The organism is Streptomyces sp. CB02056, assembly GCF_001905545.1.
Classification (GTDB): domain Bacteria; phylum Actinomycetota; class Actinomycetes; order Streptomycetales; family Streptomycetaceae; genus Kitasatospora.
This window is the reverse complement of the sequence record NZ_LIPD01000019.1, coordinates 83,882-106,563: the sequence shown is the minus strand read 5'-3', so window position 1 is coordinate 106,563 and position 22,682 is coordinate 83,882. Positions and strand designations below refer to the sequence as shown.

Sequence of the window (22,682 nt, the reverse complement as noted above, 5' to 3'; positions counted from 1 at the left end):
ACGAAACCACTCGTGCGGGGGGAGCGGGGAGCGGGCCGGGGTGGTTCGTCCAGGCGCGGAAGCCCCCCGGGACGGCCGCCCGCCGGGTGCCCGCCGGGTGTCCGGTCCGGCTCTCGGGCCTCCCGCCCGAGAGCCCTGAATCCGGGCCGGCCGACAGCCCGATGCCCGCCGGACGGCGGCCCGCCCGGCAATGGATTCGGTTCTCGCCGAACGGTCTTGCGGCGGTGCCGCATCCGGGCGACGATCGCGACCGTGCTGCGAATCTTCTTCGGTACGGACGACCTGGAGCGGCTCCGGGTGGCGGAGCGCCCCGACATGTCGATGGAGCTCTCCCTGAGCGTGCACGCCCTGGTCAGCGGGGTGCGCGACCCGCGCTTCCAGGCCTGGCGCGAGCAGCTGCGGGCCTCCTGGAACCCGCGCACCGCGCTGCTCTTCGACCTCTACACCCCCACGGCGATCCCGGAGTTCCTCGCGGTGCGGCGCGACCCGGGCGCCACCGAGAGCGCCACCGCCCAGGCGCCCGAGGCGCCGCTGCGCGACCACCTGCGCTCGGTCGGCGGGGAGCGGCAGTTGAGCGCCTTCGCCCGGGGCGTCGCGGCCGGCGACCGCCGGGCCCGCAGGCTGCTGGGCAACGTCACCGCCGACTACCAGACCCGGGCGATCGACCCGTACCGGCGGCAGATCGAGACCATCGTCACCACCGAGCACGGGCGCCGGCGCCGGATCGCCGAGCCGGACCGGGTGCTCGGCTCGCTGCACCCGACGGTGTCCTGGCGCCGCCCGGTGCTGAGCTTCCCGCTGGCCGGCGGATGCCGGCACGACGTGCGCCTGGACGGCCGGGGGCTGCTGCTCCAGCCGTGCGTGTTCGGCCCCCGCCGGCCCGTCATCGCCCGTTTCGAGGACCCGGCCCAGCAGCCGGTGCTCCTCTACCCCGCCCGGATCGGTGGTCCCTTGCGCGCCGAGCCCGAGCCGACCCCCAGTCGCACCCTCACCGCGCTGCTCGGGCAGACCAGGGCCGCCGCCCTGGAGGCCATCGCGGCCCACGGGCCCTGCTCGACCAAGGACCTGGCGGGCCATCTCGACATCTCCACCGCCTCCGCGAGCGAGCACGCCACCGTCCTGGCCGACTCCGGCCTGACCACCAAGGACCGCACCGGCCGCTCCGTCACCCACCGCCCCACCGCGCTCGGCCACGCCCTGCTGGCCGGCCGCGTCCCGGCCCCGGACCCCGAGGACGACCCGGCCTGACCCCGTCTCCGCCACACCCTGACCCCGCCTCCGCCACGCCCGGGGCCCGCGCTCGCGCAGCGCGGGCCCCGGGCGTTCGCGTACCCCGCCCACCCCTCCAAGCCCCGAGTTGAACACGTTCAAAGTCGTGCGCCATGATGAGGACGCGCGAGAAAACCCCGCCGCGGCCCGCGGCGAAGGGCGGTCCCGTGCTGCCCCGTCACGCTCCGAACCCCCCTACCCGACCACGGAGTCGACCGTGCGACACCTGCTGCAACGCCACCCCTTCGCGATGCGCACCCGCTTCGCGCACTCGCTCGTCCTCACCTACGCCCTGCCGCCCCGCCTGCTCGCCCCGCTGGTGCCGCCCGGCCTCGCCCTCGACACCTACACCGACCCCGACGGCGCCGAGCACGGCTTCGTGGCCGCCGCCGTCGTGGACGCCCGGGCACTGCGCCCGGCCGCCCTGCCCGCCCGCCTCGGCCGGGACTTCATCCTGACCGGCTACCGGGTCTTCACCCGCTTCCCGACCCCCGGCGGCCGCACCATGCGCGGCCTGCGCATCCTGCGCTCCGACACGGACAGCCGGATGATGGCGCTCGGCGGCAACGCCTTCTCCCGCTACCACTACCGGCACGCCCGGATCGGCACCCGGGTGGTCGACGGGACCCTGGAGTTCAAGGTGGTCAGCGGCGACGGCCGCGCCGACCTGCACGTGCGCGCCGACCTCGGCAGCGCCCCCGCCGCCCTCCCGCCGGGCAGCCCGTTCGCGGACGCCCGCGCCGCGCGCCGCTTCGCCGGCCCGCTGCCCTACACCTTCGAGTACGAGCCGCAGACCCGGTCGATGATCGTGGTCAAGGCCACCCGCGCCCACTGGGAACCCGCCCCGGTGGCCGTCGAGGTGCCCCGGCTCACCTTCTTCGACCACGGCCCGCTGGCCGGCAGCCGGCCGGTGCTCGCCAACGCCTTCCACGTCGCCGGCCTCGACTACGGCTGGCACGCCGGGGAGCGCCGCACCCTCACCGGAGCCGCCCGATGACCGCACCCGCCGCCCCCGCCGCCCCCGTCGCCGCTCCCGTCCCGGACGGCCCCCGCCCGTCGGGTGTGCGCGAGGTCGTCCGCTACAACTGGCCGATGTACGCCGCCGGCGCGTTCACCGTCGTCGCCGGCGGGGTGCTGGCCCGCCGGCTGCCCGGCCCCGCCGCCGCGCTCTCCCGGGCGGCCGCCGCCACCGCCGCCGGGTACCTCGCCCTCGGCACCCTCGCCACCTGGTGCGTCTACGACCGCTCCGGGCTCCACAGCTACGACTGGCTACCCGCCCTGCTGCCCGACGGCCCCGGCGACCACCTGGTGATCAGCACCGGCCTGGACGAGGCCGGCCGCCCGCTCGCCGCCCGCCACCCCGGGGCCCGCGGACGGCTCGCCGACCTGTACGACCCGGCGCTGACCTCCAGCGGCTCGATCCGCCGCGCCCGCCGCCACGCCCCGCCCGCCCCCGGCGGCATCCCGTCCCGGCCGGACGCCCTGCCCGCCGCGACGGGCACCCTGGACACCGTGTTCGCCGTCTTCGCCGCCCACGAGCTGCGCCGCCCCGCCGACCGCACCGCCCTGTTCGCCGAGGCCGCCCGCACCCTGCGCCCCGGCGGCACCCTGCTGCTGGTCGAGCACCTGCGGGACGCCGCCAACACCGCCGTCTACGGCCCCGGCGCCTGGCACTTCCTGCCCCGGGCCACCTGGCTCCGGCACGCCGCCGAGGCGGGCCTGCGCCCGGCCGCCGAACGCCGGATCGCCGGCCTGGTCACCGCCTTCGCCCTCCGGAAGCCCGCCTCATGACCGGGCCGACCGGACTGACCGAGCTGACCGTACTGGCCGAACTGACCGGTACGCCCGGACTCCTCACCCTCGAGGCCCAGTTGCGCCTGGTCGGCGCCGCCCTCGTGACCGCTGGCCTGGTCCACGCCGTCCTGCCCCGCGCCATCGGCTGGCCCGCCGACCTCGCCGGCACCACCCTGCTGACCCGCCAGGTCTCCTACGCCCACCTCTTCTTCATCGGCCTCGCCTGCGCGCTGCTCGGCCTGCTCCCGCTCTGCCTGGCCCCCGACCTGCTCGCCGGCGGCCGGCTCGGCACCGCCCTGCTGGCCGGCCAGACCCTCTTCTGGGGCCTGCGCTGGCTCTTCGAGTTCGCCTACTTCTCGCCCCGCCTGTGGCGCGGCGACCGCCTGCGCACGGTCGCGCACCTCGGCCTCTCCGTCCTGTGGACCTGGGTGACGGCGGTCTTCGCGGCCGCCCTCTGGCACACGGTCTAGGAACCGACCCGCTTCTGCGGCCCTCACGCCCCCAGGTAGCGCAGCACCGCCAGGACCCGCCGGTGGCCGTCCACGTCCACCGGCAGGTCCAGCTTGGCGAAGATGTTGCCGATGTGCTTGTTCACCGCCGCGTCGCTGATGAAGAGTTCAGCCGCGAGCGTGGCGTTGGAGCGGCCCTGGGCCATCAGCGCCAGCACCTCGCGCTCGCGGGCGCTGAGGCGCTCCAGCGGGTCGTGCCGCAGCCGGACCAGCTGCTGGACCACCTCCCGGTCCACCACCGTCCCGCCGCCGGCCACCCGTTCCAGGCCGGCCATGAAGTCGGCCACCGCGCCCACCCGCTCCTTCAGGAGGTAGCCGACCGCCCGTCCGCCGTCCGAGTCCAACAGCCGTGTCGCGTAGGACTGTTCGACGTACTGGCTGAGCACCACCACCGGCAGCCCGGGGTACTCCCGGCGCAGCCGGACGGCGGCGCGCAGGCCGTCGTCGCGGTGGTCCGGGGGCATCCGGACGTCCGTGACCACGAGGTCGGGCCGCTGCGTGCGCACGGCGGCGGCCAGGGCGTCCGCGTCGCCGACGGCGGCGAGGACGTGGTGCCCGAAGCGGTGCAGCAGGCCGATCAGTCCCTCGCGGAGCAGGACGGCGTCCTCGGCGACGATCACCCGAAGCGGCACGGTATCTCCACGTGGAGCAGGGTCGGGCCGCCGGCCGGGCTGGACACCCGCATCCGGCCGTCGACGGCGGTGAGGCGGTCGGCGAGCCCGGTCAGCCCGCTGCCGAGCGCCGGGTCCGCGCCGCCGCGGCCGTCGTCGGCGATCTCCAGGACGAGCAGGTCCGCGTGGTAGCGGCCGGAGACCCGGGCGCGGCCGGCGCCGCTGTGGCGGGCGATGTTGGTCATCGCCTCGCTGATCAGGTAGTAGACGCCGGTCTCCAGCTGCCGGGGCAGCCGGACGGGCAGGTCCAGGTCGACGGTGACCGGGATCGGGAACCGTCCGGCCTGCTCCCGGACGGCGGCGGCCAGCCCGTGGTCGGCCAGCACCGGAGGGTTGAGGCCGCGTACGATCCGGCGCAACTCCTCGTGCGCGGTGCCGAGTTGCTCCTGCGCCCGGGCCAGCTGCGGGCCGAGCGGCGAGCCCGGCGGGACGTCCAGGTGCATCAGCCCGAGGGTCATCCCCAGCGAGACCAGCTGCTGCTGCGCGCCGTCGTGCAGGTCCCGCTCGATCCGCTGCCGCTCGGCGTCGAAGGCGTCCACCAGTCGCGCCCGGGAGGCCTTCACCTCCCGCAGCCGCGCGCCCAACTCCGCGTCGCGCGGGGCGAGCAGGGTGCGGGCGAGGGCCGCGCGGGCGCCCGCCCAGGAGGTCACCGTGTACGGCGAGGCGAGCAGCACGAGGGCCCCGAAGACCGACCACGGCCAGGTGGCGCCGTCGAGCGACGAGAAGCAGAGCGCCGGCACCCCGAAGGAGAAGAGCAGCACCAGCAGGTCCAGCCACCACAGCGCGGCGGCCGAGAGCAGGGTGAAGCCCAGTTCGCGCCAGGTCACCGGTTCGGTCAGCCGGGTGGCCGCCCAGGCGCGCGGCCCCGGGGCGTCCGGCGCCCGGTGCGGGTCCTCGGCCGGGTCCAGGTCCACCAGCCGCAGCCGCCACCGCTCGACGGCCGCGACCGCCACCGCCGACAGCACCACCCCGACCAGCGGCGCCACCCCGACCAGCACCACCAGCAGCACCGCCCCCGCCACCAGGCCGGCGGCCAGCACCACCAGCGCCGCGGCCCCCACCAGCACCCCGCTGGCCAGGTACGCCAGCGAACGCCACGGCCACGCGGAGCCGAGGAAGCTCAACGGCCGTTGGGCCATCGCCTGCCATGCCGTTCTCGGACGCATGCGAAGAACGATAGTGGGGTGGTCCGTCGGGCGGGGTAGTGCAGGCACTACCTTCCCGGTGGTGCCCGGATCAGTGCCCCCGGTCCGCGGGTCCGCTGGAATCCTCGGCATGACGAACCATCGGGAACCCAGGGCGGAGCGGGGCGCCGCCGAACCGCACGGCGTGGTGGAGCTGCACGACGTCCGCAAGGTGCACGGCAGCGGCGAAGGGGCGGTGACCGCGCTCGACCGGGTCACGCTCGGCTTTCCGCGCGGCACCCTGACCGCGATCATGGGGCCCTCCGGCTCCGGGAAGTCCACGCTGCTCCAGTGCGCCGCCGGACTGGACCGGCCCACCGGCGGCCGGGTGCTGCTGGCCGGCCTCGACCTCGGCGCCCAGAGCGAGCGCCGCCGCACCGAACTGCGGCGCGAGCGGATCGGCTTCGTGTTCCAGGCGTACAACCTGGTCGAGTCGCTGACCGCCGCCCAGAACGTCGAACTGCCCGCGCGCTTCGCGGGCCGCCGGAAGGGCGGGACCGTCGGCCGCGAGGAGGTGGCCGCCGCGCTGCGCGCCGTCGGGCTGGCCGAGCGCGCCGGGCACCGGCCGAGCCGGCTCTCCGGAGGCCAGCAGCAGCGCGTCGCCCTGGCCCGCGCCCTGGTCACCCGCCCCGACGTGCTCTTCGCCGACGAGCCCACCGGCGCCCTGGACACCCGGACCTCCGGCGAAGTCCTGCGCCTGCTGCGGCGGTTGGTGGACGAGCAGGCACAGACCACGGTCATGGTCACCCACGACCCGGCAGCCGCCGCCGTCGCCGACACCGTGGTCTTCCTCCAGGACGGCCGGATCGCCGACCGGCTGGACCTCGACGGCGACCACGCCCGCGCCGCCGCCGCCGTCGCGGCCCGCATGGCCCGGCTGGAGGCGTGATGCTGATCGTCGCCAACGTCCGTGAGCGCTGGTCGAGTCACCTCGCGTGCTGGCTCGCCGTGCTGGTCGGCGTCGGGCTGATCACCGCCACGCTGACCGTCCACGAGTCCGCCCGGCCCGCCGTCCAGCCCCGCCTCTCCGCCGCCACCGCCCTGGTGCTCCCGCCGCAGGCCACCGGCCGCGGCGGCAGTGCCGAGGACCGCGTCCCGTGGAACGCCGCCGAGGCGGGGGCCCTGACCGACCGGCTGCGCGCGGCGCCCGGCGTGGCGGCCGCCGTGGTGGACCGCGCCTTCTACGCCCAGGCCGTCCGGGACGGTCGGCCGGTCCCCGACGAGGGCGCGGCCGAGGCGGGCCACGGCTGGTCCTCGGCGCGGCTGGCCCCCTACCGGCTGCTCACGGGCCGGGGGCCGGAGGCCGCCGACGAGGTGGTGGTCGACCGGTCCCTCGGCGTCCCGGCCGGCGCCCGGCTGACCGTCAACCTCACCGCCGGGCGTACCGAGTTCACCGTCGTCGGCACGGTGGACGGCCCCGGGTACTACCTCAGCGACGCCGCCGCCGCGCAGCGCGACCCGGGCGTCCGGACGATCGCCCTGCTCCCCGCCCCCGGCACCCCGCCCGCCCGCCTGGCCGCGGCCGCCCGTACGGCCGTCGGCGACCGGGCGGCCGTGGTCACCGGCGAGGGCCGCGCCGCGCTCCAGCCCCGCCACGTCGAGCACCGGCGCTTCCTCGGCACCCAGGTGATCGCCGCGCTGGCCACCCTCGGCCTGTTCACCACCGGCTTCGTGGTCGCCTCGATGCTCGTCCTCGCCACCGGCCTGCGGCGGCGCGAACTCGGCCTGCTGCGCGTCCTCGGCGCCACCCCGGGCCAACTGCGCCGGATGGTGCTCGGCGAGGCCGCGCTGGTCGGCCTGCTCGGCTCGGCGGCGGGCTGCCTCGCCGGGCTCGCGGCCGCCCCGCTGCTGCGGGACGCCCTGCTGCGCCTGGACGTCGCCCCGCCGGGGCTCACCGTGCGGGTGACGGCCTGGCCGCTGCTCACCGCCGCCGCGACCGGCGTCGGCGTCAGCGTGCTCGGAGCCTGGGCGGCGAGCCGCCCCGCCGCCCGGGTGGCGCCACTGCAGGCACTGCGCGAAAGCCGCACGGGGGAAGGGCAGTTGGGCCGCACCCGGCTGATCTGCGGCGTGGTGGTGCTCGGCCTCGGCACCGGCTGCGCGGTGCTCACCGCGACCGCCGCCGCGGACCGCCGGATCAGCCTGGCGATCACCGCCACCATGCTGCTGATCGCGGCCGCCGCCCTGCTCGCCCCGGTCCTGGTCGGCCCGGTGGGCCGGGTGGTGACCGCACCACTGCGACGGCTCGGTACGGCCGGCCCGCTGCTGCTGCGGGCCGGGCTGACGGCGGGCGCGTCCCGCGCCGCCGCGGCGGCGGCACCGGTGATCGCGGCGGTCGGCTTCGCCGTGCTGCTCAGCGGCGCGGTGGAGACGATGCGGGCGGCCTACCCGGCCGGCCAGGCGCTGCGGCTCTCCGGCCAGGCGATCGTCACCAACGACGGCACCCCGGGCCTCACCGACGAGGCGGCCGACGCCCACCCGGTCGGCAAGGCCGCCCTGCCGACCCGCGCCTTCGTCCACCGCGCCGACGGGACGACCGTCGTGATCGACGCCCTCGGCTCCCGCGACCCGGCCTGGAGCCGGCCCGGCGAGGCGGTGCTGGGAACGTCCATGGCGCGTTGGCTGGGCGTGACGGCCGGGCAGCGGTACCCGGTCCGCTTCGCCGACGGGGCGACCGTCCCGCTGCTCATCGCCGGGATCCTGCCGGACGACCCGGCCCGCGGCGACTTCGTCCTCGCCCGGAGCCTGGTCCGCGGCCACGACCCGGCCGCGCTGGGCGACGACCTGTTCGTCCCGGCGGAGGCGGATCCGGTGGCGGTCGTCCCGGGCACGGCCGTCCACGACGCCGTCCGTTACGCCCTGGACGACTACGACACCGACGCCCGGCTGACCGACAGCCTGGCAGCCATGCTGATCGCCGTGGCCGTCGGCTACAGCGCGATCGCCACCGCGAACAGCACCGCCCTGTCCGCCCACGGCCGGCGCCGTGACCTCGCCGTGCTGCGCTCGACCGGCGGCACCGTGCGCCAACTGGTCCTGCTGGCCGCGGGCGAGGCGGCCGTGGTGACCGCGATCGGCACCCTGCTGGGACTGCTGGCCACCCTCCCGCCGCTGGCCGGTCTCGCCTCCGGCCTCGCCCAGAGCACCGGAGCCCCGGTCACGCTCCACCTGGACCCGGCGGCGCTGGCCTCCGTGGTCCTCGCCTGCCTGCTGCTGTCGGGGACGACCGCCGGCCTGGTGACCTGGCGGGTGCTGCGCCGGGCCTGAGGAACCGGCCCCGCGGGACCCCGGTGCCTCAGGGGTTGGCCGGGAGGGCCGGGGCGCGGCGGGGCTGGGGCGGGAGGGTGAGGGTGAGGGCTTCGCGGGAGGCGGGTGGGAGGGCGAGGGCGGAGGCGGTTTCGGCGGGGAAGGGGTGGAGGCCGAGGAGGGCGGTGGTGAGGCGGGTGGTGGCGCGGTGCCAGTCGGGGAGGCGCTGGAGCATGGCGTGGCCGCTGCCGGTGACGGTGTAGCCGCAGACCCGGGCGCCCGCGGCGCGGCTGCGGGCGGCGAAGGCGCGGGTTTCGGCGGGCGGGGTGACGGTGTCGCGGTCGCCGTGCAGCAGGAGGACGTCCCGCCCGGCGAGTTGGTCGCACGGGTCCTCGGGCGGGCACCACGGTGCGAGGGCGACCAGGCCGGTGACGGAGGGGTGTCCGCCGGCCTGGAGGGCGGCGCGCCCGCCCATCGAGTGGCCGACCAGGACGGTCGGCACCGGCCCGAGCAGCGCGGTGAGTTCGTCGAGCGCGGCGGTCGCGTCCCGTGCGGCGTCGGCCCGTTCGCCGTTCCAGCCGCGGTGGCGGTAGCGGACGGTGCCGATGGCCACCCCGTCCCGCGCGGTCGCCCTGGTGAGCGCGCGCAGGAAGCCGTGCATCCGCAGCAGCGGGAGGTTGAGGCGCCCGGGCCGGGCGACGTTGTGCTCCTCGCCGCCGTGCAGGACCAGGACGGCGGCCCGGGCCGCTTCCGGTCGGACCCGCCAGTGCAGCGCCCGGTGGTCCACCGCGTGCTCCGCCGCCGTACCGCCCACTTGCCGCACCGTCCCGTCCGTCCCGCCCCGTGGCCCGTCCCCCCGGACCGCCACTGTACGCGTGCGGACGGCCGGAGCATTCACCCGAGGGGACCATCCCGGACACCGGGCGCGCGCGGCCGGGGCGGGCGCCTGCTATCCACGAAGGGTGGGGGGCCGAAGCGCCCGCTCGTGGCGCCGTGTCACCGAGTGGAGGACTCCGTGGCTCAGCAGCTCGCACTGTCCGTCGATTTCGGGTCGGGCTTCACCGAGGCCTGGTCGAAGATCGCCAAGGTCATTCCGCAGTTCATCGCCTTCCTGGCGATCCTGGTCGTCGGCTGGTTCGTGGCCAAGGCGATCGCCAAGATCCTCGACCGGGTGCTGCGCAGGGTCGGCTCCGAACGGGTCGCGGAGCGGTCCGGAGTGGCCGCCCACCTGCAGGGTTCCAAGTACGACATGACCGGCATCATCTGCAAGGTCGTGTACTACATCGTCCTGCTGATGGCCCTGCAGTTGGCGTTCGGCGTCTTCGGCTCGAACCCGATCAGCACGATGATCCACAGCATCGTCGCCTGGCTGCCGCGCGGCATCGTCGCCGTGGTGATCGTGGTGGTCGCGATGGCCATCGCCAACGCGGTGCGCGACATCGTGGGCAGCACGCTCTCCGGCGCCTCGTACGGCCGGACGGTCTCCACCCTGGTCTGGGCGTTCATCGTCGGCCTCGGCGTGATCGCCGCGCTGGGCCAGGCCGGGATCGCCACCTCGATCACCGGGCCGGTCCTGATCGCCGCGCTCGCCACCATCGCCGGTGTGCTGGTGGTCGGTGTCGGCGGCGGCCTGATCATCCCGATGCGCCAGCGCTGGGAGCGGTGGCTGGACGGCGCCGAGCGGGAGACCGCCCGGCTGCGCGGCACCGCCTACCAGGCCGGCCGCTCCGACGCGCTGTCCAACCAGCCGGTCCGGCCGACCACCCAGACCGGTCCGGGCACCCCGCCCGCGCCGGGCATCGAGGGCGACCAGAACCGGTAGCCCGCCGCACCGGGCGGTCCGGGAGGGCCTGCCGGGGCTCAGACCCCGAGCAGGCCCTGCTCGCGAACCAGCCAGCAGATCGCGGTGAGCCGGATCACGGCGTAGTCGTGGCCGACCGGCTCCCGCCAGCCGATCTCGGCGAGCGCGTCCAGGAAACCCAGCGCGTAGTCCGACAACTCCTCACGGTCCAGGGGCCGGGGCGCGAGCTCCGGCCCCTGCGCGTACAGCAGCTCCCGCAGCATCGCCGCGTGCTGGTCGACCGCCGCGACGAAACCGGGCTCGAAGGCGAACTCGGCCAGCCGGGGCGTGAAGGCCGTCACGATGCCGGGCAGCGGACAGCCGGCCGGCTCGTCGGGGGAGCGCCGGAAGGACTCGTCGGGGGTCGCGAACATCCGTCCACGGTAGGCGACCCTCCGAGCGGGAACGGGCGCCCGTGACGGTTCCGTACTGAGACCTTGGCCACCCCTGCCGCCCCACCCGGCCGGATCGGAAACCGTCCGTGGCGCGGCGGACGCGCTGTGCCGATCACCGGTCGGTCCGTACCAGAATGGCCGGCATGGATCTCCGCGTCTTCACCGAACCCCAGCAGGGTGCGAGTTACGACACCCTCCTCAAGGTCGCCCGCACCGCCGAGGAGCTCGGGGCCTTCAGCGCCTTCTTCCGCTCCGACCACTACCTGAAGATGGGCGACGTCGACGGCCTGCCCGGGCCCACCGACGCCTGGATCACCCTGGCCGGCCTCGCCCGCGACACCAGCACCATCCGCCTGGGCACCCTGATGACCGCCGCCACCTTCCGGCTGCCGGGCGTCACCGCGATCCAGGTCGCCCAGGTGGACGCGATGAGCGGCGGCCGGGTCGAGTTCGGCCTCGGCGCCGGCTGGTACGAGGCCGAGCACACCGCGTACGGCATCCCCTTCCCGAAGGAGAAGTTCGGGCGGCTGGAGGAGCAGCTGGCGATCATCACCGGGCTGTGGAACACCAAGCTCGGCGACACCTTCGACTTCGCCGGCGAGTACTACACGCTGACCGACTCGCCGGCCCTGCCCAAGCCCGCCCAGGAGCACGTCCCGGTGCTGGTCGGCGGCCTCGGCCCCAAGCGCACCCCGGCCCTGGCCGCCCGCTTCGCCGACGAGTTCAACCTGCCGTTCGCCTCGGTGGACGACACCGCGGCCCTGTTCGGCCGGGTCCGCGCCGCCGTCGAGGCGGCCGGGCGCTCCGCCGACGACCTGGTCTACTCCAACGCCATGGTGGCTTGCGTCGGCCGCGACGACGCCGAGGTCGCCCGCCGGGCCGCCGCGATCGGCCGCGAGGTCGACGAGCTGAAGGAGAACGGCCTGGCCGGCACCCCGGACGAGGTGGTCGAGAGGATCGGCCGGTACGCGGCGGTCGGCAGCGAGCGGTTCTACCTCCAGATCCTCGACCTGGACGACCTCGACCACCTGGAGCTGATCGCCTCCCGGATCGCCCCGCAGCTGGGCTGACACCCGCCGCCGGGCCTCGGCGCCGCCACGCTCCGGGCCCGGCCGCGGTCGTCCGTACCCGCTCCGACCTCCGCCCTTTACTCGTTCTTGGGAATGAGCGATGCTCCTCGAAGGGGAACGGCGGGGGGAGACCGGGTGAGTGGGACGAGAACGGTGCGGACGGCGGCGGCGCCGAGGGTGCCGCCGCCGCGCACCGCAGGGGAACGGGTCGTCCTGCCCGCGTCCTACGAGCCGTCCGACCCGTCCGCGCCGCACGACCCGAGCGCCCGGCACGAGCTGCGCGGGCCCGGGCCGGCGGTCCTGCGCTACCCGGCCGGGGACCTGCTGGTCGTCACCGGCCTGCCCGGCAGCGGCAAGAGCACCCTGATGCGCCGCTGCGTCCGCGCCCCGCTGATCGACTCCCAGCTGGTCCGCGAGGAGTACGCGGCCCGGCTGCCCGGCCGCCTGCCGTACGCGCTCTACCGCCCGCTGGCCCGGCTCGCCCACTACCTGCGGTTGCGCCGGGCCGTGCTGGACGGCGGGCCGCTCGCGGTGCACGACTGCGGCACCCAGCCCTGGGTGCGGGCCTGGCTGGTGCGGGCCGCCGCCCGGCAGGGCCGCCGGGTGCACCTGCTGCTGCTCGACGCCGACCCGGCCGAGGCGCTGGACGGGCAGCGGCGGCGCCGGCGCGGCGTCTCGCGCTACGCCTTCGCCCGGCACCAGGCCGCCGTCGCCCGGCTGCGCCGCCGGATCCTGGAGACCGGACGGCTGCCGGCCGGCTGTGCGTCGGCCGTGGTACTCGACCGGGCCGCCGCGCGCGCCCTGCGGGGGATCGACTTCACGGCGTCGTAGTCTCGGCGGGTCCGCGCCGGGCGCCGGCGGGTCCGGCCGGAGCAGGCCACGGGCGCGGCCGACACCCCGTCAACTCCCCTGTCAGGAGCGCTGATGCGCCGTACTGCCCGGGTGCGCTCGCGTGCCCCACGCCTGTTCCCCTGCGCCGCCGCGCTGGTCGCCGCGGCCGGTCTGAGCCAGTTCGCCGCACCGGCCGCGCACCGCGCCGCCGTCGCTCCGGCGGTGGAGCGGTGCGCGGACGACGGCGTCGGTCCGGACGACGTCGTCGGTGCGGGCGGTGTCGCGGCGCGGCTGCCGGCCGGCAGCCGGCCGGACCGGGACCCGAACGCGGTCAGCCCCCGACAGGCCCGGGCGATGCAGGCGGACCTCGCCCAGCGGCTCGCCGAACTGGGCGTCGGCCGGGTCCGGTCCGCCGCCCCGACCACGATCCCGGTCTACTTCCACGTGATCCACGACGGCGACGAGGGGCGGCTGGACGCGGCCGCCGTCGCGGGCCAGATCGACCACCTCAACGAGAGCTACGGCGGCCAGGGCGAGGGCAACGTCCCGAGCCCGTTCCACTTCGAACTGGTCGGCACCGACTGGAGCGACAACGCCTCCTGGTACACCGGCATGACCCCGGGCTCCTCGGCCGAGCAGGCGATGAAGACCGCCCTGCGCAAGGGCGACCAGGGAACCCTCAACCTCTACACCGCCAGGCTCGGCGACTCCCTGCTCGGCTGGTCGACCTTCCCGAACGCCTACCGGACGCACCCGACCGACGACGGCGTGGTGGTGCTCGACGCCTCCCTGCCGGGCGGCTCCGCCGTCCACTACGACGAGGGCGACACCGCGACCCACGAGATCGGCCACTGGCTCGGCCTCTTCCACACCTTCCAGAACGGCTGCCGGGCCCCGGGCGACTACGTGGAGGACACCCCGGCCGAACGCACCGCCGCCTCCGGCTGCCCCGAGGGCCGGGACACCTGCCCCGGCCCGGGGCTCGACCCGATCCACAACTTCATGGACTACAGCTACGACTCCTGCATGACCGGGTTCACCCCGGGACAGGTCCAGCGGATGGCCAACATCTGGGCGGCCTACCGGAGTTGACGGTGACAGCGGATCAGCAGCGCACCACGAGGTAGAGCAGCGTCCGGTCGCCGGAGGCCCGGAACTCGTACGCCAGGTACTCCAGGGCGGAGGCGTCCAGCCAGGCGGCCGGCCGCTCCTCGGGGGTGAGCAGGGCGGGCACGAAGACGCCCGGGGAGGCCTCGTGCAGCCGGCCCCACAAGCCCAGCGTCATCTCGTCCGCGTCGGCCGCCAGCCGCTTCGCCAGCCGCCGGTCCACCGGGCCGCGGGCCAGCCGCCAGTAGCGCCCCCCGGCGTCCACGAAGCCGCCCGACGCGAGCGGGTCGTCGAGGTTCCAGTACTCGTGCTCCTCCTTCGGCGGCAGGGCGGCCAGGACCTCGGCGAAGCCGCCGGTGCGGCGGCGGGGCTTGTGCGGCATCCGGGGATCCTTGCAGGCGTCGCGGGCCGCGCGCACTGGAATTGAATGCGGCGGGCCGCTTCCGGCGTGGCAGATACCGACCGTTTGTCCGATTTGATCTATGTTCGGAGGGTCGGGACCGATCAGGAGCAACCGAAGGAGCAAGGGCATGAGTGCCAATCCCCGGATCGTCGTCGGCGTGGACGGCTCGCCCGCCTCGGAGCAGGCGCTGCGCTGGGCGATCGACTACGCGCGGGCCGTCGGCGGGACGGTCCACGCGATCGCCGCCTGGGAGTACCCGGCCTTCTACGGCTGGGCCGGCGCGGGCGTGCCGACCGTCGAGGCCTTCAACCCCGAGGAGCTCGCCGGGAAGACCCTCAGCGAGACCGTCGCCAAGGTGGCCGGCGACGACGCCGGCGTGCGGATCACCGAGAGCGTGATGCCCGGCAACGCCGCCCAGGCGCTGCTGGAGGCCGCCAAGGGCGCCGCGCTGCTCGTCGTCGGCAGCCGCGGCCTGGGCGGCTTCTCCGGCGTGCTGCTCGGTTCGGTCAGCCGCCACCTCACCGAGCACGCGCCCTGCCCGGTGGTCGTGGTGCGCGAGGCCCACGGCGCCGCCGAGCAGTCGGAGTAGCGCACCCGGGGGCGGTGCCCCGGCGGGCCGCCGCGCGGACCAGAATGGAGGCATGCCAGAAGGTGACTCCGTCTACCGCGTGGCGGCCCACTTGCACGAGGCCCTCGCCGGACAGCCGCTGACCAGCGCCGACCTGCGGGTGCCCGCGCACGCCACCGCCGACCTCACCGGCCGCCGGGTGCTGGAGGTCGCCCCGCGCGGCAAGCACCTGCTCGCCCGCTTCGAAGGCGGCCTCACCTTGCACACCCACTTGAGGATGGACGGCCGCTGGGTGGTCTACCGCCCCGGCGAGCGGTGGACCGGCGGCCCGGAGTGGCAGATCCGCGCCGTCCTCGGCACCGACCGGGGCACCGCCGTCGGCTACCGGCTGCCCGTCGTGGAACTGCTGCGCACCGCCGACGAACGGCGGATCGTCGGCCATCTCGGCCCCGACCTGCTCGGCTCCGACTGGGACCCGGTCGAGGCGGTCCGCCGGCTGCTCGCCCGCCCGGGGCGCCCGGTCGTCGAGGCCCTGCTCGACCAGCGCAACCTCGCCGGGATCGGCAACGTCTACGCGAACGAGCTGTGCTTCGTCGCGGGCGTGACGCCGTGGACCGAGGTCGGCGAACTCCCGCACCCCGACCGGCTGGTGGAGCGCGCCCGGCAGATGCTGGAGGCCAACAAGCTGCGCCCCGGCCACATCACCACCGGCGACACCCGGCCCGGCTACCAGCACTGGGTCTACGGCCGGGCCGGACGGCCCTGCCCGCGCTGCGTCACCCCCGTCGTCACCGGGCGCCAGGGCTCGCCGCCGCGCGACCGGACGGTGTTCTGGTGCCCGTACTGCCAGCGCGGCCCGGCCCCGGAGGTCACGGCCGCTCGACCAGCGCGGGGTGGCGCGGGTCGTCCACCCGGACGGTGACGTCGGCCGTCGCGGCGGGCCCGGTCTCCGCCTCGTAGCGGGCGAAGGCGGGCAGCGTCCACTGCTGGTCGGCCGGGGTGCGGCGGGCCAGCGCGGCCGGGCCGAGCGCCAGGTGGACGGTCAGCTCCAGCGGCAGCCAGCGGCCGAGCAGCAGCGCCCCGTCCAGCAACAGCACGCCGCCGGGCGGGAGTTCGGTGTACGGGGCGCGGGTCGACCGGTCGGTGGCCGGGTCGCGCAGGGAGGGCAGGACGCGGCCGCTGCCGCCCGGCTCCAGCGGGTCGAGCACCTCGCGGGCCAGGGCGCCGTCGTCCAGCCAGAGGTCGTGGAAGGCGTCCGCGTCCTGGTGGCCGTACTCCAGCCGGATCGAGGCCGGGCGCAGGAAGCCGTCGGCCGAGACCCGCAGCGTCGGGTGGCCGCGCAGCCGCAGCGGCTCCACCAGCGCGTCGGCGAGCGCCCCGGGGCGGGCGGCCGGCGCACCGTCCACGGCCACCCGCAGGCGCCGGCCGCGGGCGTCGGGCAGGGCGGCGATGCGGTCGGCGAGCAGCTCGGCCAGGTTGTCGGGGGAGATCGGGCGTACCTGCATCGGGCCGTCCTGCCGTGTCGTAGGGGGCGCTCAGCTCAGGGGGAGGGCGTGCAGGACGTCGTCGTGGCCCGCGTAGAGGCGGGTGCCGTCGAACTGGTGGGCCGCGTCGGTGGCGAGGGTCCAGACGTCCTTCCCCGGACCGGAGTCGTGGAAGGTCCACCCCAGCTCGCCGGTCGCGGGGTGGATCGCGCTGACCCCGCCGGCCGCCGTACCCGGGACGAACAGCGTGTCCCTGGCGACCAGCGGTCGGCTGCGGCGGTCCAGCGGGAACGGCAGCCGGCAGGACCAGAGCTCCGCGCCGGAGGACAGGTCGAGGCAGCTGACGACACCCTGGTCCCACGGGACGTACACCCGGCCGCTGTGTTCGAGGGGCGGGAGCGCCCGCCAGGACTCGCCCCGGTGGGGCACGTAGGTCCAGCCCGGCTCGCCGGCGGGAAGCAGCCTGCGCACGCCGCCGTTGCCGTCCGGGACGAAGAAGCCCCCCGAGCCGGCCACGCACCAGCGCAGGTCCTCCTCACCGGGGGCGGTCCACAGCTCGCGGCCGGTGGCGGCGTCCCGGGCCACCACCTCGGCGCGGCCGCCGAGGAAGCGGAGGCAGGCGAGGAGGCCGCCTCCGATGTGGGTGGCGGGCGTGACCGGCTGCTCCGTCTGCTCGGTGCGGACGGACCAGAGCAGGGAGCGGTCGGTGACCCGCAGCGCGAACAGGCGGTTCTCCGTGCGGGTGCCGTCGGACCGCGGTCGGCCCCAGGCGTAGCCGTAGAGGATGCCCGGGGCCTGGCGGTCGTAGCCGGCGAGGCGGACCTGCCCCTGGAGCTCGTCGGGCAGCGGCAGGCTCCAGTCGCCGGCCGGGTCGGTGAAGTGCCGGGCGTCGAGGTGGCCCTCGTAGATCGTGAAGAGGTGGTCGGGCCCGACCACCACCTTGCCGAGCACGTCGCCGTCGATGGGCCAGCTGCGGGCGGCCGGCGGGTCGAAGACCAGCAGCCGGGCGGCGGTGCCCTTCTCGTGGTCGAGGACCTGCAGGCCGTTCCTGGAGAGGTAGACCGGGTGGCTCGGCGGGTCGGTGAGGCGTTCCGGGGTCATCGCCTCCGGGCCGCGGTACGTCCAGAGCGGCGTCGGCCCGGACAGCGCGGTCGGGACCGGCCCGGTCGGCCCGGGCGAGGGGAAGGCCCCGCCGACACCCGAACGGCCGAACGCCCAGGCGGCCCCGCCCGCCGCGAGCACCCCGGCCCCGAGCAGCAGCCGGCGCCGGCTCGGCCGCGCGCGCTCCCCGCCGCCCGCGATCACGTCCTCGGGGGCCCCGCCGCCGTCCGTCTCCTCGTCCCACTGCCACGCCGTCCCGCTCGCGGGACCCCCGGACGACGACTGCATACGGCTCTCGCTTCCCCACCGGCGGCCCCACGCCGCCACCCGCCCGGAGAATATCGAACAGTCAGCTATGCATACGAAATGGTGGAAGAGGTGGGGAAAGCGGATCACGCAGGCGGGTGGTCGGCGAGGTCGGCGAGGACGTCGGCGTGGCAGGGGAGCGGGGCGCACCAGCAGCCGAGGCGGTGGCCGCGCAGGGGCGGGACGAGGGCGAGCAGGTCGGGGTGGGCGAGCAGGTGGGCGCGGTACTTGGCGACCATCTCCTCGCGGGTGAGGTCCGGGCCTGGGCGGTACGGGCAGTGCAGCGGGGACTCGGCGAGGTGCCAGCCGCCGCGGTGCATGGCGCGGCCGACGTAGACGACGTCGCGGTACCCGGGGTCGTCGCGGTGGCCCTTGAGGTTGACCACGGTGGTGCGGCGGGGTTCGCTCGGCATGCCGTCCATGCTGGCGCACGGCGGGCCACGGGGCAGCCCGGGGCCGGTGCGGGCTCGCCTTGACACCGGTGCGGGCCGGGCGTAGCAAAAGAGCATGCGCCATCCGCACGCGACCGGCGGGGCCCCTGGGGCGCGGCCGGGCCCGGACCGGCCGCCGGAGCCCGGGGCCGGCGCGGAGACCGGCCGGGCGGCCCCGCCGTCCGTCCGGGAGACGGCCCGGCGGGCGGACCACCGGCGCGACGAGCTGCTCGCCCTGGCCGCGCGCCGGGTGCTGGAGTCGACCGGGGCGTACGGCTCGCTGGTGTACCTGCGCTCGCGGGACCGCCGCTCGCTGGTGCTGCGCACCATCGCGGGCGTGCCGCTGTCGGTGATGGGCCCGTTCCGGCGGGTGGCCGCCGCGGGGCCGCTGCCGGTCGCGGTCGCCTTCCGGACCGGGCGCGCCGTCGTCCTCACCGACGCCGAGGACACCATGCGGCGCTTCCCGCAGCTCGCGGTCGGCCTGCCGTACGACTTCGTCTCCGCCTGCGAGCCGGTGGGGCACGGCGGGGAGACGTTCGGGGTGCTGACCGCGCTGTGGCCGGCCTCGGACGAGGGGGTGGCGGCGCCGGCGGCCCGGCAGCTGGCCGAGGCGGCCGCCCAACTGGCCGACGGCCTGGCCGGGTTGGCGGAGTCCGGGCAGTCGGTGGAGCCGGGCTGCGAGGCGGCCGTGGTGGAGCTGCCGCCGCCGTCGGTGCCGACCACCCGGGTCGGGATGTTCGACTGGGACGTGGCCACCGGGTCGCTCGCCGCCGACACCCAGTTCCTGGAGATCTTCGGTTTCGGACCCGGGGAGTTCGACGGCACGGTGGCCGCCCTGGGCCGTCGCGTCGCCCCCGGCGACCTGCCCGGGTTCCGGGCCGCCGCCCGGATCGCGCTGGAGCGCGGCGAGGTGCTGGCCGCCCGGGTCCGGGTGCTCGGCCCGGACGGCCTGCCGTACCCGGTGGAGCTGTGGGCCCGGGTGCCCCGGGCGATCTCCGACGGCCGGACCCACCTGGTCGGCGCGGTGCTGGATCTCCGGAGCCTGACCGCCGCCGCGGCCGCCGTCGACCGGCTGCCCGAGGGCGTGTTCGCGCTCGACCAGGACGGCCGGATCGGCTACGCCAACCGCGCCGTCGAACCACTGCTCCGGGCCCGCCGCGAGGACCTGGTCCACCGCCCCCCGTGGGAGGCGCTGCCCTGGCTCGCCGACCCCTTCTACGAGAACCGCTACCGCGCCGCCCAGCTCTCCCAGCGGCCCACCGCCTTCCTGGCCGCCCGCCCGCCGGACGGCTGGCTCGCCTTCTCGCTCTACCCGGACCCGCACGGCGTCACCGCCCGGGTGGTCACGGCCGAGGCCCCGCCCGGCGCCGCCGAGCCGGCCGCCGTCCCGCCGCCGCCCGCCGCCCGCACGGGGATGGGCGGCACCCACCACCTGCTCCAACTGGCCAGCGCGCTCACCGAGGCGGTCACCGTCCGGGACGTCTGCCGGGCGGTGGCCGAGGAACTCCTGCCGGCCTTCGGCGGCCAGGAGCTCGCCATCTACGCGGTGCGCGAGCAGCGGCTGCACCTGCTCTCGCAGACCGGCTACCCGGACGGCTTCCTGGATGCCTTCGAGGGCATCCCGATGGACACCCGGGTGCCCGGCGCGGAGACGCTCCGCACCGGCACCCCGGTCTTCTTCGAGTCGGTGCGCGAACTCGCCGCCACCTACCCCGGCCTGGCCCTGGACGAGATGGGCGCCTGGGCCTTCCTGCCGCTGATCGCCTCCGGCCGTCCGGTCGGCACCTGCATCGTCGGCTTCGACCTGCCGCGCCCGTTCACCGTGGAGGAGCGCGGCCTGCTCACCGCGCTCGGCGGCTTCATCGCCCAGGCCCTGGAGCGCGCCCGGCTGTACGACGCCGAGTTCGCCCTGGCCCGCGGCCTGCAGCAGGCGCTGCTGCCGCACCGGCTGCCCGAGGTGCCCGGCATCCGGATCACCGCCCGCTACCTGCCCGGCACCCAGGGCATGGAGATCGGCGGCGACTGGTACGACGCGATCGTCACCGGCGAGGACGTCACCCTGGTGATCGGCGACGTCGAGGGCCACAGCGTCGGCGCGGCCGCCACGATGGGGCAGCTGCGCAGCGCCGTGCGCGCCTTCGCCACCGGTGGCGACCCGCCCGACGAGGTGCTCGCCCGCACCAACCGGCTGCTGCTCGACCTCGACCCCGGGCTGCTCGCCAGCTGCTGCCTGGTCCGGCTCACCCCGGCCGTCGGGCTCGGCCGGATCGCCCGGGCCGGGCACCTCCCGCCGGTGCTGCGCCACCCCGGCGGGCGGGCCGAGGCGCTGTACGTCCCGGGCGGGCCGCTGCTCGGGGTGGACGAGCGGGCCGACTACCCGGTCAGCGACCTGCGGCTGGGCAGCGGGGCGGTGCTCGCCCTCTACACCGACGGGCTGGTGGAGGACCCGGCGGTGGCGATCGACCAGGGCGTGGACCGGCTGCGGGCCGCGCTGGCCCGGGCGGTGGCGGGGGAGGGACTGGAGCAGGCGGCCGAGCGGCTGCTGCGCGAGGTCGGCTCCGCCCGCCGGGTGGACGACGTGGCACTGCTGCTCACGGCCTTCGGCTGAGCGGCCACGCCGTTCGGACCCGGCGGCCGCGCCGTGCGGACCGGGCGGGCAGGCCGCCGGGACGGGGCCGACCAGGCGACTTTCGTCGGCCGGGGCGGCGACGAAGGAGGACGGCGGATGACCCGGCCGGACCGATAGCCTCGACGGGTGGAAGCGATCGCGCGGGCCTGGAACACGGCGGTACGGACGGCGCTGCCGGGGCCCTGGCGGCCCCGGCGGGTCGTGGGCGAGGCACTGCTCGCCCTGTTGATGGGCGGCTTCGCCGCGCTGATGGAGCTGCTCTCCAACACCGGCCAGGCGGTGCTCGTCGGCGTCGGGGTCGCGGTGGCGTGGGTGCTGCGCAAGGGACTGCCGGCCACCGTGCTGGTCGTCGTCGCGGCCGCCGCCGGCTGGGCGGTCGGCCCGATCCCGATGCTGGTCTGCGCGGGCTGGACGGCCGGGGCGCGGATCCGCCGGGTCTGGTCGCTGGTCGGCACCTTCGTGGTGGGCTGGGCGCTGTTCACCATGACGGGGGTGCTGAAGGAGGGCGCCTCGCTCTCGCCGAAGCTGGTGCTGCCGCTGTCCTTCGGGGCCTTCCTGGTGGTGGCCGTGCTGCCCGCGCTCTACGGCCGCTACCGGGCGCAGCGCCGCGCCCTGCTGGACGCGCTGCGCGAGCGCAACGAGCAGCTGCTGCGCGAGCGGGTCATGGTGGTGCACCAGGCGCGGCTGCGCGAGCGGCACCGGATCGCCCAGGACATGCACGACAGCCTGGGCCACCAGCTGGCGCTGATCTCGGTGCACTCGGGCGCGCTGGAGGTGGACCGGACGCTCACCGACCGGCAGCGCGAGGCGGTCGGGGTGCTGCGGCAGGCGGCGGTCGCGGCGATGCGCGAGCTGCGCGAGGTGGTCGGGGTGCTGCACGACGAGTCGACGGCGGTGCCGGCCGCCGCCCCGGCGGCCGCCGGGGTGCCCACCGCCGGGTCGGCGGCCACCGGGGCGGGTGCCGGGGCGCCGGCCCGGGGCGGGGTGGACGGGATCGAGGGGCTGGTGGAGTCCTCCCGGGCGGCCGGGGCCGGGATCGACCTGACCGTGGAGGGGGAGCGGCGTCCGCTGGCGGCCGCCGTCGACCACGCGGCGTACCGGATCGTGCAGGAGGCGCTCACCAACGCGCACAAGCACGCCCCCGGCGCGCCGATCGGCGTCGCGCTGCGGTACGAGCCGGACGCGCTGGTGGTGGAGGTCACCAACGCCCGCGCGCCGGAGCTCGTGGGGGCACGCGTCGGGGTGGGCGCGGCCGTCAGCGGCGGTCAGGGGCTGACCGGCCTGCGGGAGCGCGCCCGCTTGGTCGGCGGCATGGTGCACGCCGGGCCCACGCCGGAGCAGGGCTTCCGGCTGGCGGCGGTGCTCCCCTATGAAGGGGAGGAGCAGGCCGCGGCGGCGGACGGGGCCGAGGACTGGATGCTGGACGGCCTGCCGCCCGTCGAGGAGCCGGAGCGCAAGCGGCGCAGTCCGGCGATGGGCTGCGCCCTCGGGGTGGTCGCGATCGCGGTGACCGTGCTCGGCCTGGCGGTCTGGGGCGTGGTCGCCTTCGTCAAGGGCACCAACGACGCGACCGTGCAGCAGCCGATGTACGACCAGATCAGGGTGGGCACCGCCGAGTCCGAGGTGCTGCAGACGCTGCCGCGCGGCAACGACTTCATCACCGACACGTATAAGGGGACAGGGCCGGAGATCCCGGAGGGCGCGCGCTGCCGCTGGTTCGTCCTGAACGGTGCGCCCGGCGCCGGCTGGAACGAGGAGCACGTGGCGCGATTCTGCTTCCGGGACGGGGCGCTGGTGGAGAAACAGGAGTACGTGGCCAAGGGCTGAGTGACCCCGTGCGCGGGCGG

The 22,682-nt window shown here is 76.4% G+C and carries 22 protein-coding genes; 14 read left to right on the top strand and 8 right to left on the bottom strand.

Annotated features, from left to right (window positions below; genetic code table 11):
• Positions 1–252: 252 nt before the first annotated feature.
• From AMK13_RS36095 to AMK13_RS43845, 4 genes are all read left to right on the top strand, one after another.
• Entirely contained in the window at positions 253–1,248 is a 996-nt protein-coding gene (locus AMK13_RS36095; protein ID WP_143204714.1) for a winged helix-turn-helix domain-containing protein, read from the top strand.
• Between the two features lie 238 nt (positions 1,249–1,486).
• Positions 1,487–2,266 (top strand): DUF2071 domain-containing protein, encoded by a 780-nt coding sequence (locus AMK13_RS36090; RefSeq protein ID WP_198959501.1) that lies wholly within the window; start codon positions 1,487–1,489, stop codon positions 2,264–2,266.
• Positions 2,263–3,060, top strand: a complete 798-nt coding sequence (locus tag AMK13_RS46180) for a class I SAM-dependent methyltransferase (protein ID WP_079272823.1) — start codon at positions 2,263–2,265, stop codon at positions 3,058–3,060. Before AMK13_RS36090 ends, AMK13_RS46180 begins: the two co-directional genes overlap by 4 nt.
• Positions 3,057–3,533, top strand: a complete 477-nt coding sequence (locus AMK13_RS43845; RefSeq protein WP_079272822.1) for a hypothetical protein — start codon at positions 3,057–3,059, stop codon at positions 3,531–3,533. The genes AMK13_RS46180 and AMK13_RS43845 overlap by 4 nt, the downstream gene beginning before the upstream one ends.
• Before the next feature lie 23 nt (positions 3,534–3,556).
• Here AMK13_RS43845 and AMK13_RS36075 read toward each other — a convergent pair whose 3' ends face one another.
• The gene (locus AMK13_RS36075; protein ID WP_074005774.1) at positions 3,557–4,204 is read right to left on the bottom strand and encodes a response regulator; all 648 of its coding nucleotides are present in this window, start codon (positions 4,202–4,204) and stop codon (positions 3,557–3,559) included.
• Positions 4,189–5,409 carry a sensor histidine kinase gene (locus AMK13_RS36070; protein WP_074005773.1) on the bottom strand — a complete coding sequence of 407 codons (1,221 nt, stop codon included), beginning with the start codon at positions 5,407–5,409 and terminating at the stop codon, positions 4,189–4,191. The genes AMK13_RS36075 and AMK13_RS36070 overlap by 16 nt, the downstream gene beginning before the upstream one ends.
• A 109-nt stretch (positions 5,410–5,518) precedes the next feature.
• Between AMK13_RS36070 and AMK13_RS36065 the strand changes: the two genes are divergently transcribed.
• Together AMK13_RS36065 and AMK13_RS36060 are read left to right on the top strand one after the other, a co-directional pair.
• A complete protein-coding gene (locus tag AMK13_RS36065) occupies positions 5,519–6,316 on the top strand; it encodes an ABC transporter ATP-binding protein (RefSeq protein WP_074005772.1) in 798 nt (265 codons plus the stop codon).
• Entirely contained in the window at positions 6,316–8,691 is a 2,376-nt protein-coding gene (locus AMK13_RS36060) for an ABC transporter permease (protein ID WP_074005771.1), read from the top strand. Before AMK13_RS36065 ends, AMK13_RS36060 begins: the two co-directional genes overlap by 1 nt.
• A gap of 28 nt (positions 8,692–8,719) precedes the next feature.
• Here the strand turns inward: AMK13_RS36060 and AMK13_RS36055 are convergent, their stop codons facing one another.
• Positions 8,720–9,484, bottom strand: a complete 765-nt coding sequence (locus AMK13_RS36055; RefSeq protein WP_198959500.1) for an alpha/beta hydrolase — start codon at positions 9,482–9,484, stop codon at positions 8,720–8,722.
• A 201-nt stretch (positions 9,485–9,685) separates the two neighbouring features.
• Here AMK13_RS36055 and AMK13_RS36050 point away from each other — a divergent pair, with 201 nt between their 5' ends.
• Complete coding sequence (locus tag AMK13_RS36050; protein ID WP_049659068.1) at positions 9,686–10,492, top strand: mechanosensitive ion channel family protein; 807 nt, start codon at positions 9,686–9,688, stop codon at positions 10,490–10,492.
• Between the two features lie 38 nt (positions 10,493–10,530).
• Here the strand turns inward: AMK13_RS36050 and AMK13_RS36045 are convergent, their stop codons facing one another.
• Positions 10,531–10,884, bottom strand: coding sequence for a DUF6401 family natural product biosynthesis protein (locus AMK13_RS36045; RefSeq protein ID WP_049659067.1), 354 nt, complete (start codon positions 10,882–10,884; stop codon positions 10,531–10,533).
• A gap of 164 nt (positions 10,885–11,048) precedes the next feature.
• On the opposite strand from AMK13_RS36045, the gene AMK13_RS36040 reads away from it, so the two are divergent.
• The 3 genes from AMK13_RS36040 (at position 11,049) to AMK13_RS36030 (ending at position 13,898) form a co-directional block, all read left to right on the top strand.
• On the top strand, positions 11,049–11,975 hold the full coding sequence (locus tag AMK13_RS36040) for an LLM class F420-dependent oxidoreductase (RefSeq protein ID WP_074005807.1): 927 nt from the start codon (positions 11,049–11,051) through the stop codon (positions 11,973–11,975).
• A gap of 135 nt (positions 11,976–12,110) precedes the next feature.
• Positions 12,111–12,806, top strand: a complete 696-nt coding sequence (locus AMK13_RS36035; RefSeq protein ID WP_380719430.1) for an AAA family ATPase — start codon at positions 12,111–12,113, stop codon at positions 12,804–12,806.
• Positions 12,807–12,899: 93 nt separating this feature from the next.
• Entirely contained in the window at positions 12,900–13,898 is a 999-nt protein-coding gene (locus AMK13_RS36030) for a zinc metalloprotease (RefSeq protein WP_074005768.1), read from the top strand.
• Between the two features lie 13 nt (positions 13,899–13,911).
• Here the strand turns inward: AMK13_RS36030 and AMK13_RS36025 are convergent, their stop codons facing one another.
• Entirely contained in the window at positions 13,912–14,295 is a 384-nt protein-coding gene (locus AMK13_RS36025) for a hypothetical protein (protein WP_074005767.1), read from the bottom strand.
• Between the two features lie 148 nt (positions 14,296–14,443).
• Here AMK13_RS36025 and AMK13_RS36020 point away from each other — a divergent pair, with 148 nt between their 5' ends.
• On the top strand, positions 14,444–14,905 hold the full coding sequence (locus AMK13_RS36020; protein ID WP_049659205.1) for a universal stress protein: 462 nt from the start codon (positions 14,444–14,446) through the stop codon (positions 14,903–14,905).
• Between the two features lie 52 nt (positions 14,906–14,957).
• Entirely contained in the window at positions 14,958–15,806 is an 849-nt protein-coding gene (locus AMK13_RS36015) for a DNA-formamidopyrimidine glycosylase family protein (protein WP_049659204.1), read from the top strand.
• On the opposite strand, the gene AMK13_RS36010 is transcribed toward AMK13_RS36015, so the two are convergent.
• From AMK13_RS36010 to AMK13_RS36000, 3 genes are all read right to left on the bottom strand, one after another.
• Entirely contained in the window at positions 15,754–16,389 is a 636-nt protein-coding gene (locus AMK13_RS36010) for a uridine kinase (protein ID WP_074005766.1), read from the bottom strand. The genes AMK13_RS36015 and AMK13_RS36010 overlap by 53 nt on opposite strands.
• A 30-nt stretch (positions 16,390–16,419) precedes the next feature.
• A complete protein-coding gene (locus AMK13_RS36005) occupies positions 16,420–17,757 on the bottom strand; it encodes an outer membrane protein assembly factor BamB family protein (protein WP_074005765.1) in 1,338 nt (445 codons plus the stop codon).
• A 104-nt stretch (positions 17,758–17,861) separates the two neighbouring features.
• Entirely contained in the window at positions 17,862–18,188 is a 327-nt protein-coding gene (locus tag AMK13_RS36000; protein WP_074005764.1) for a DUF4326 domain-containing protein, read from the bottom strand.
• Positions 18,189–18,282: 94 nt separating this feature from the next.
• Between AMK13_RS36000 and AMK13_RS35995 the strand changes: the two genes are divergently transcribed.
• Together AMK13_RS35995 and AMK13_RS35990 are read left to right on the top strand one after the other, a co-directional pair.
• Entirely contained in the window at positions 18,283–20,814 is a 2,532-nt protein-coding gene (locus AMK13_RS35995; RefSeq protein ID WP_079272821.1) for a SpoIIE family protein phosphatase, read from the top strand.
• A gap of 147 nt (positions 20,815–20,961) precedes the next feature.
• Positions 20,962–22,662 (top strand): sensor histidine kinase, encoded by a 1,701-nt coding sequence (locus AMK13_RS35990; RefSeq protein ID WP_241853180.1) that lies wholly within the window; start codon positions 20,962–20,964, stop codon positions 22,660–22,662.
• Positions 22,663–22,682 lie beyond the last annotated feature (20 nt).

Coding starts and splice junctions, on each gene's coding strand:
- AMK13_RS36015 (WP_049659204.1), top strand. CDS start 14,958: ATGCCAGAAGGTGACTCCGTCTACCGCGTGGCGGCCCACTTGCACGAG.
- AMK13_RS36065 (WP_074005772.1), top strand. CDS start 5,519: ATGACGAACCATCGGGAACCCAGGGCGGAGCGGGGCGCCGCCGAACCG.
- AMK13_RS36070 (WP_074005773.1), bottom strand. CDS start 5,409: ATGCGTCCGAGAACGGCATGGCAGGCGATGGCCCAACGGCCGTTGAGC.
- AMK13_RS36005 (WP_074005765.1), bottom strand. CDS start 17,757: ATGCAGTCGTCGTCCGGGGGTCCCGCGAGCGGGACGGCGTGGCAGTGG.
- AMK13_RS43845 (WP_079272822.1), top strand. CDS start 3,057: ATGACCGGGCCGACCGGACTGACCGAGCTGACCGTACTGGCCGAACTG.
- AMK13_RS36040 (WP_074005807.1), top strand. CDS start 11,049: ATGGATCTCCGCGTCTTCACCGAACCCCAGCAGGGTGCGAGTTACGAC.
- AMK13_RS36020 (WP_049659205.1), top strand. CDS start 14,444: ATGAGTGCCAATCCCCGGATCGTCGTCGGCGTGGACGGCTCGCCCGCC.
- AMK13_RS36025 (WP_074005767.1), bottom strand. CDS start 14,295: ATGCCGCACAAGCCCCGCCGCCGCACCGGCGGCTTCGCCGAGGTCCTG.
- AMK13_RS36045 (WP_049659067.1), bottom strand. CDS start 10,884: ATGTTCGCGACCCCCGACGAGTCCTTCCGGCGCTCCCCCGACGAGCCG.
- AMK13_RS36010 (WP_074005766.1), bottom strand. CDS start 16,389: ATGCAGGTACGCCCGATCTCCCCCGACAACCTGGCCGAGCTGCTCGCC.
- AMK13_RS35995 (WP_079272821.1), top strand. CDS start 18,283: ATGCGCCATCCGCACGCGACCGGCGGGGCCCCTGGGGCGCGGCCGGGC.
- AMK13_RS36000 (WP_074005764.1), bottom strand. CDS start 18,188: ATGCCGAGCGAACCCCGCCGCACCACCGTGGTCAACCTCAAGGGCCAC.
- AMK13_RS46180 (WP_079272823.1), top strand. CDS start 2,263: ATGACCGCACCCGCCGCCCCCGCCGCCCCCGTCGCCGCTCCCGTCCCG.
- AMK13_RS36030 (WP_074005768.1), top strand. CDS start 12,900: ATGCGCCGTACTGCCCGGGTGCGCTCGCGTGCCCCACGCCTGTTCCCC.
- AMK13_RS36060 (WP_074005771.1), top strand. CDS start 6,316: ATGCTGATCGTCGCCAACGTCCGTGAGCGCTGGTCGAGTCACCTCGCG.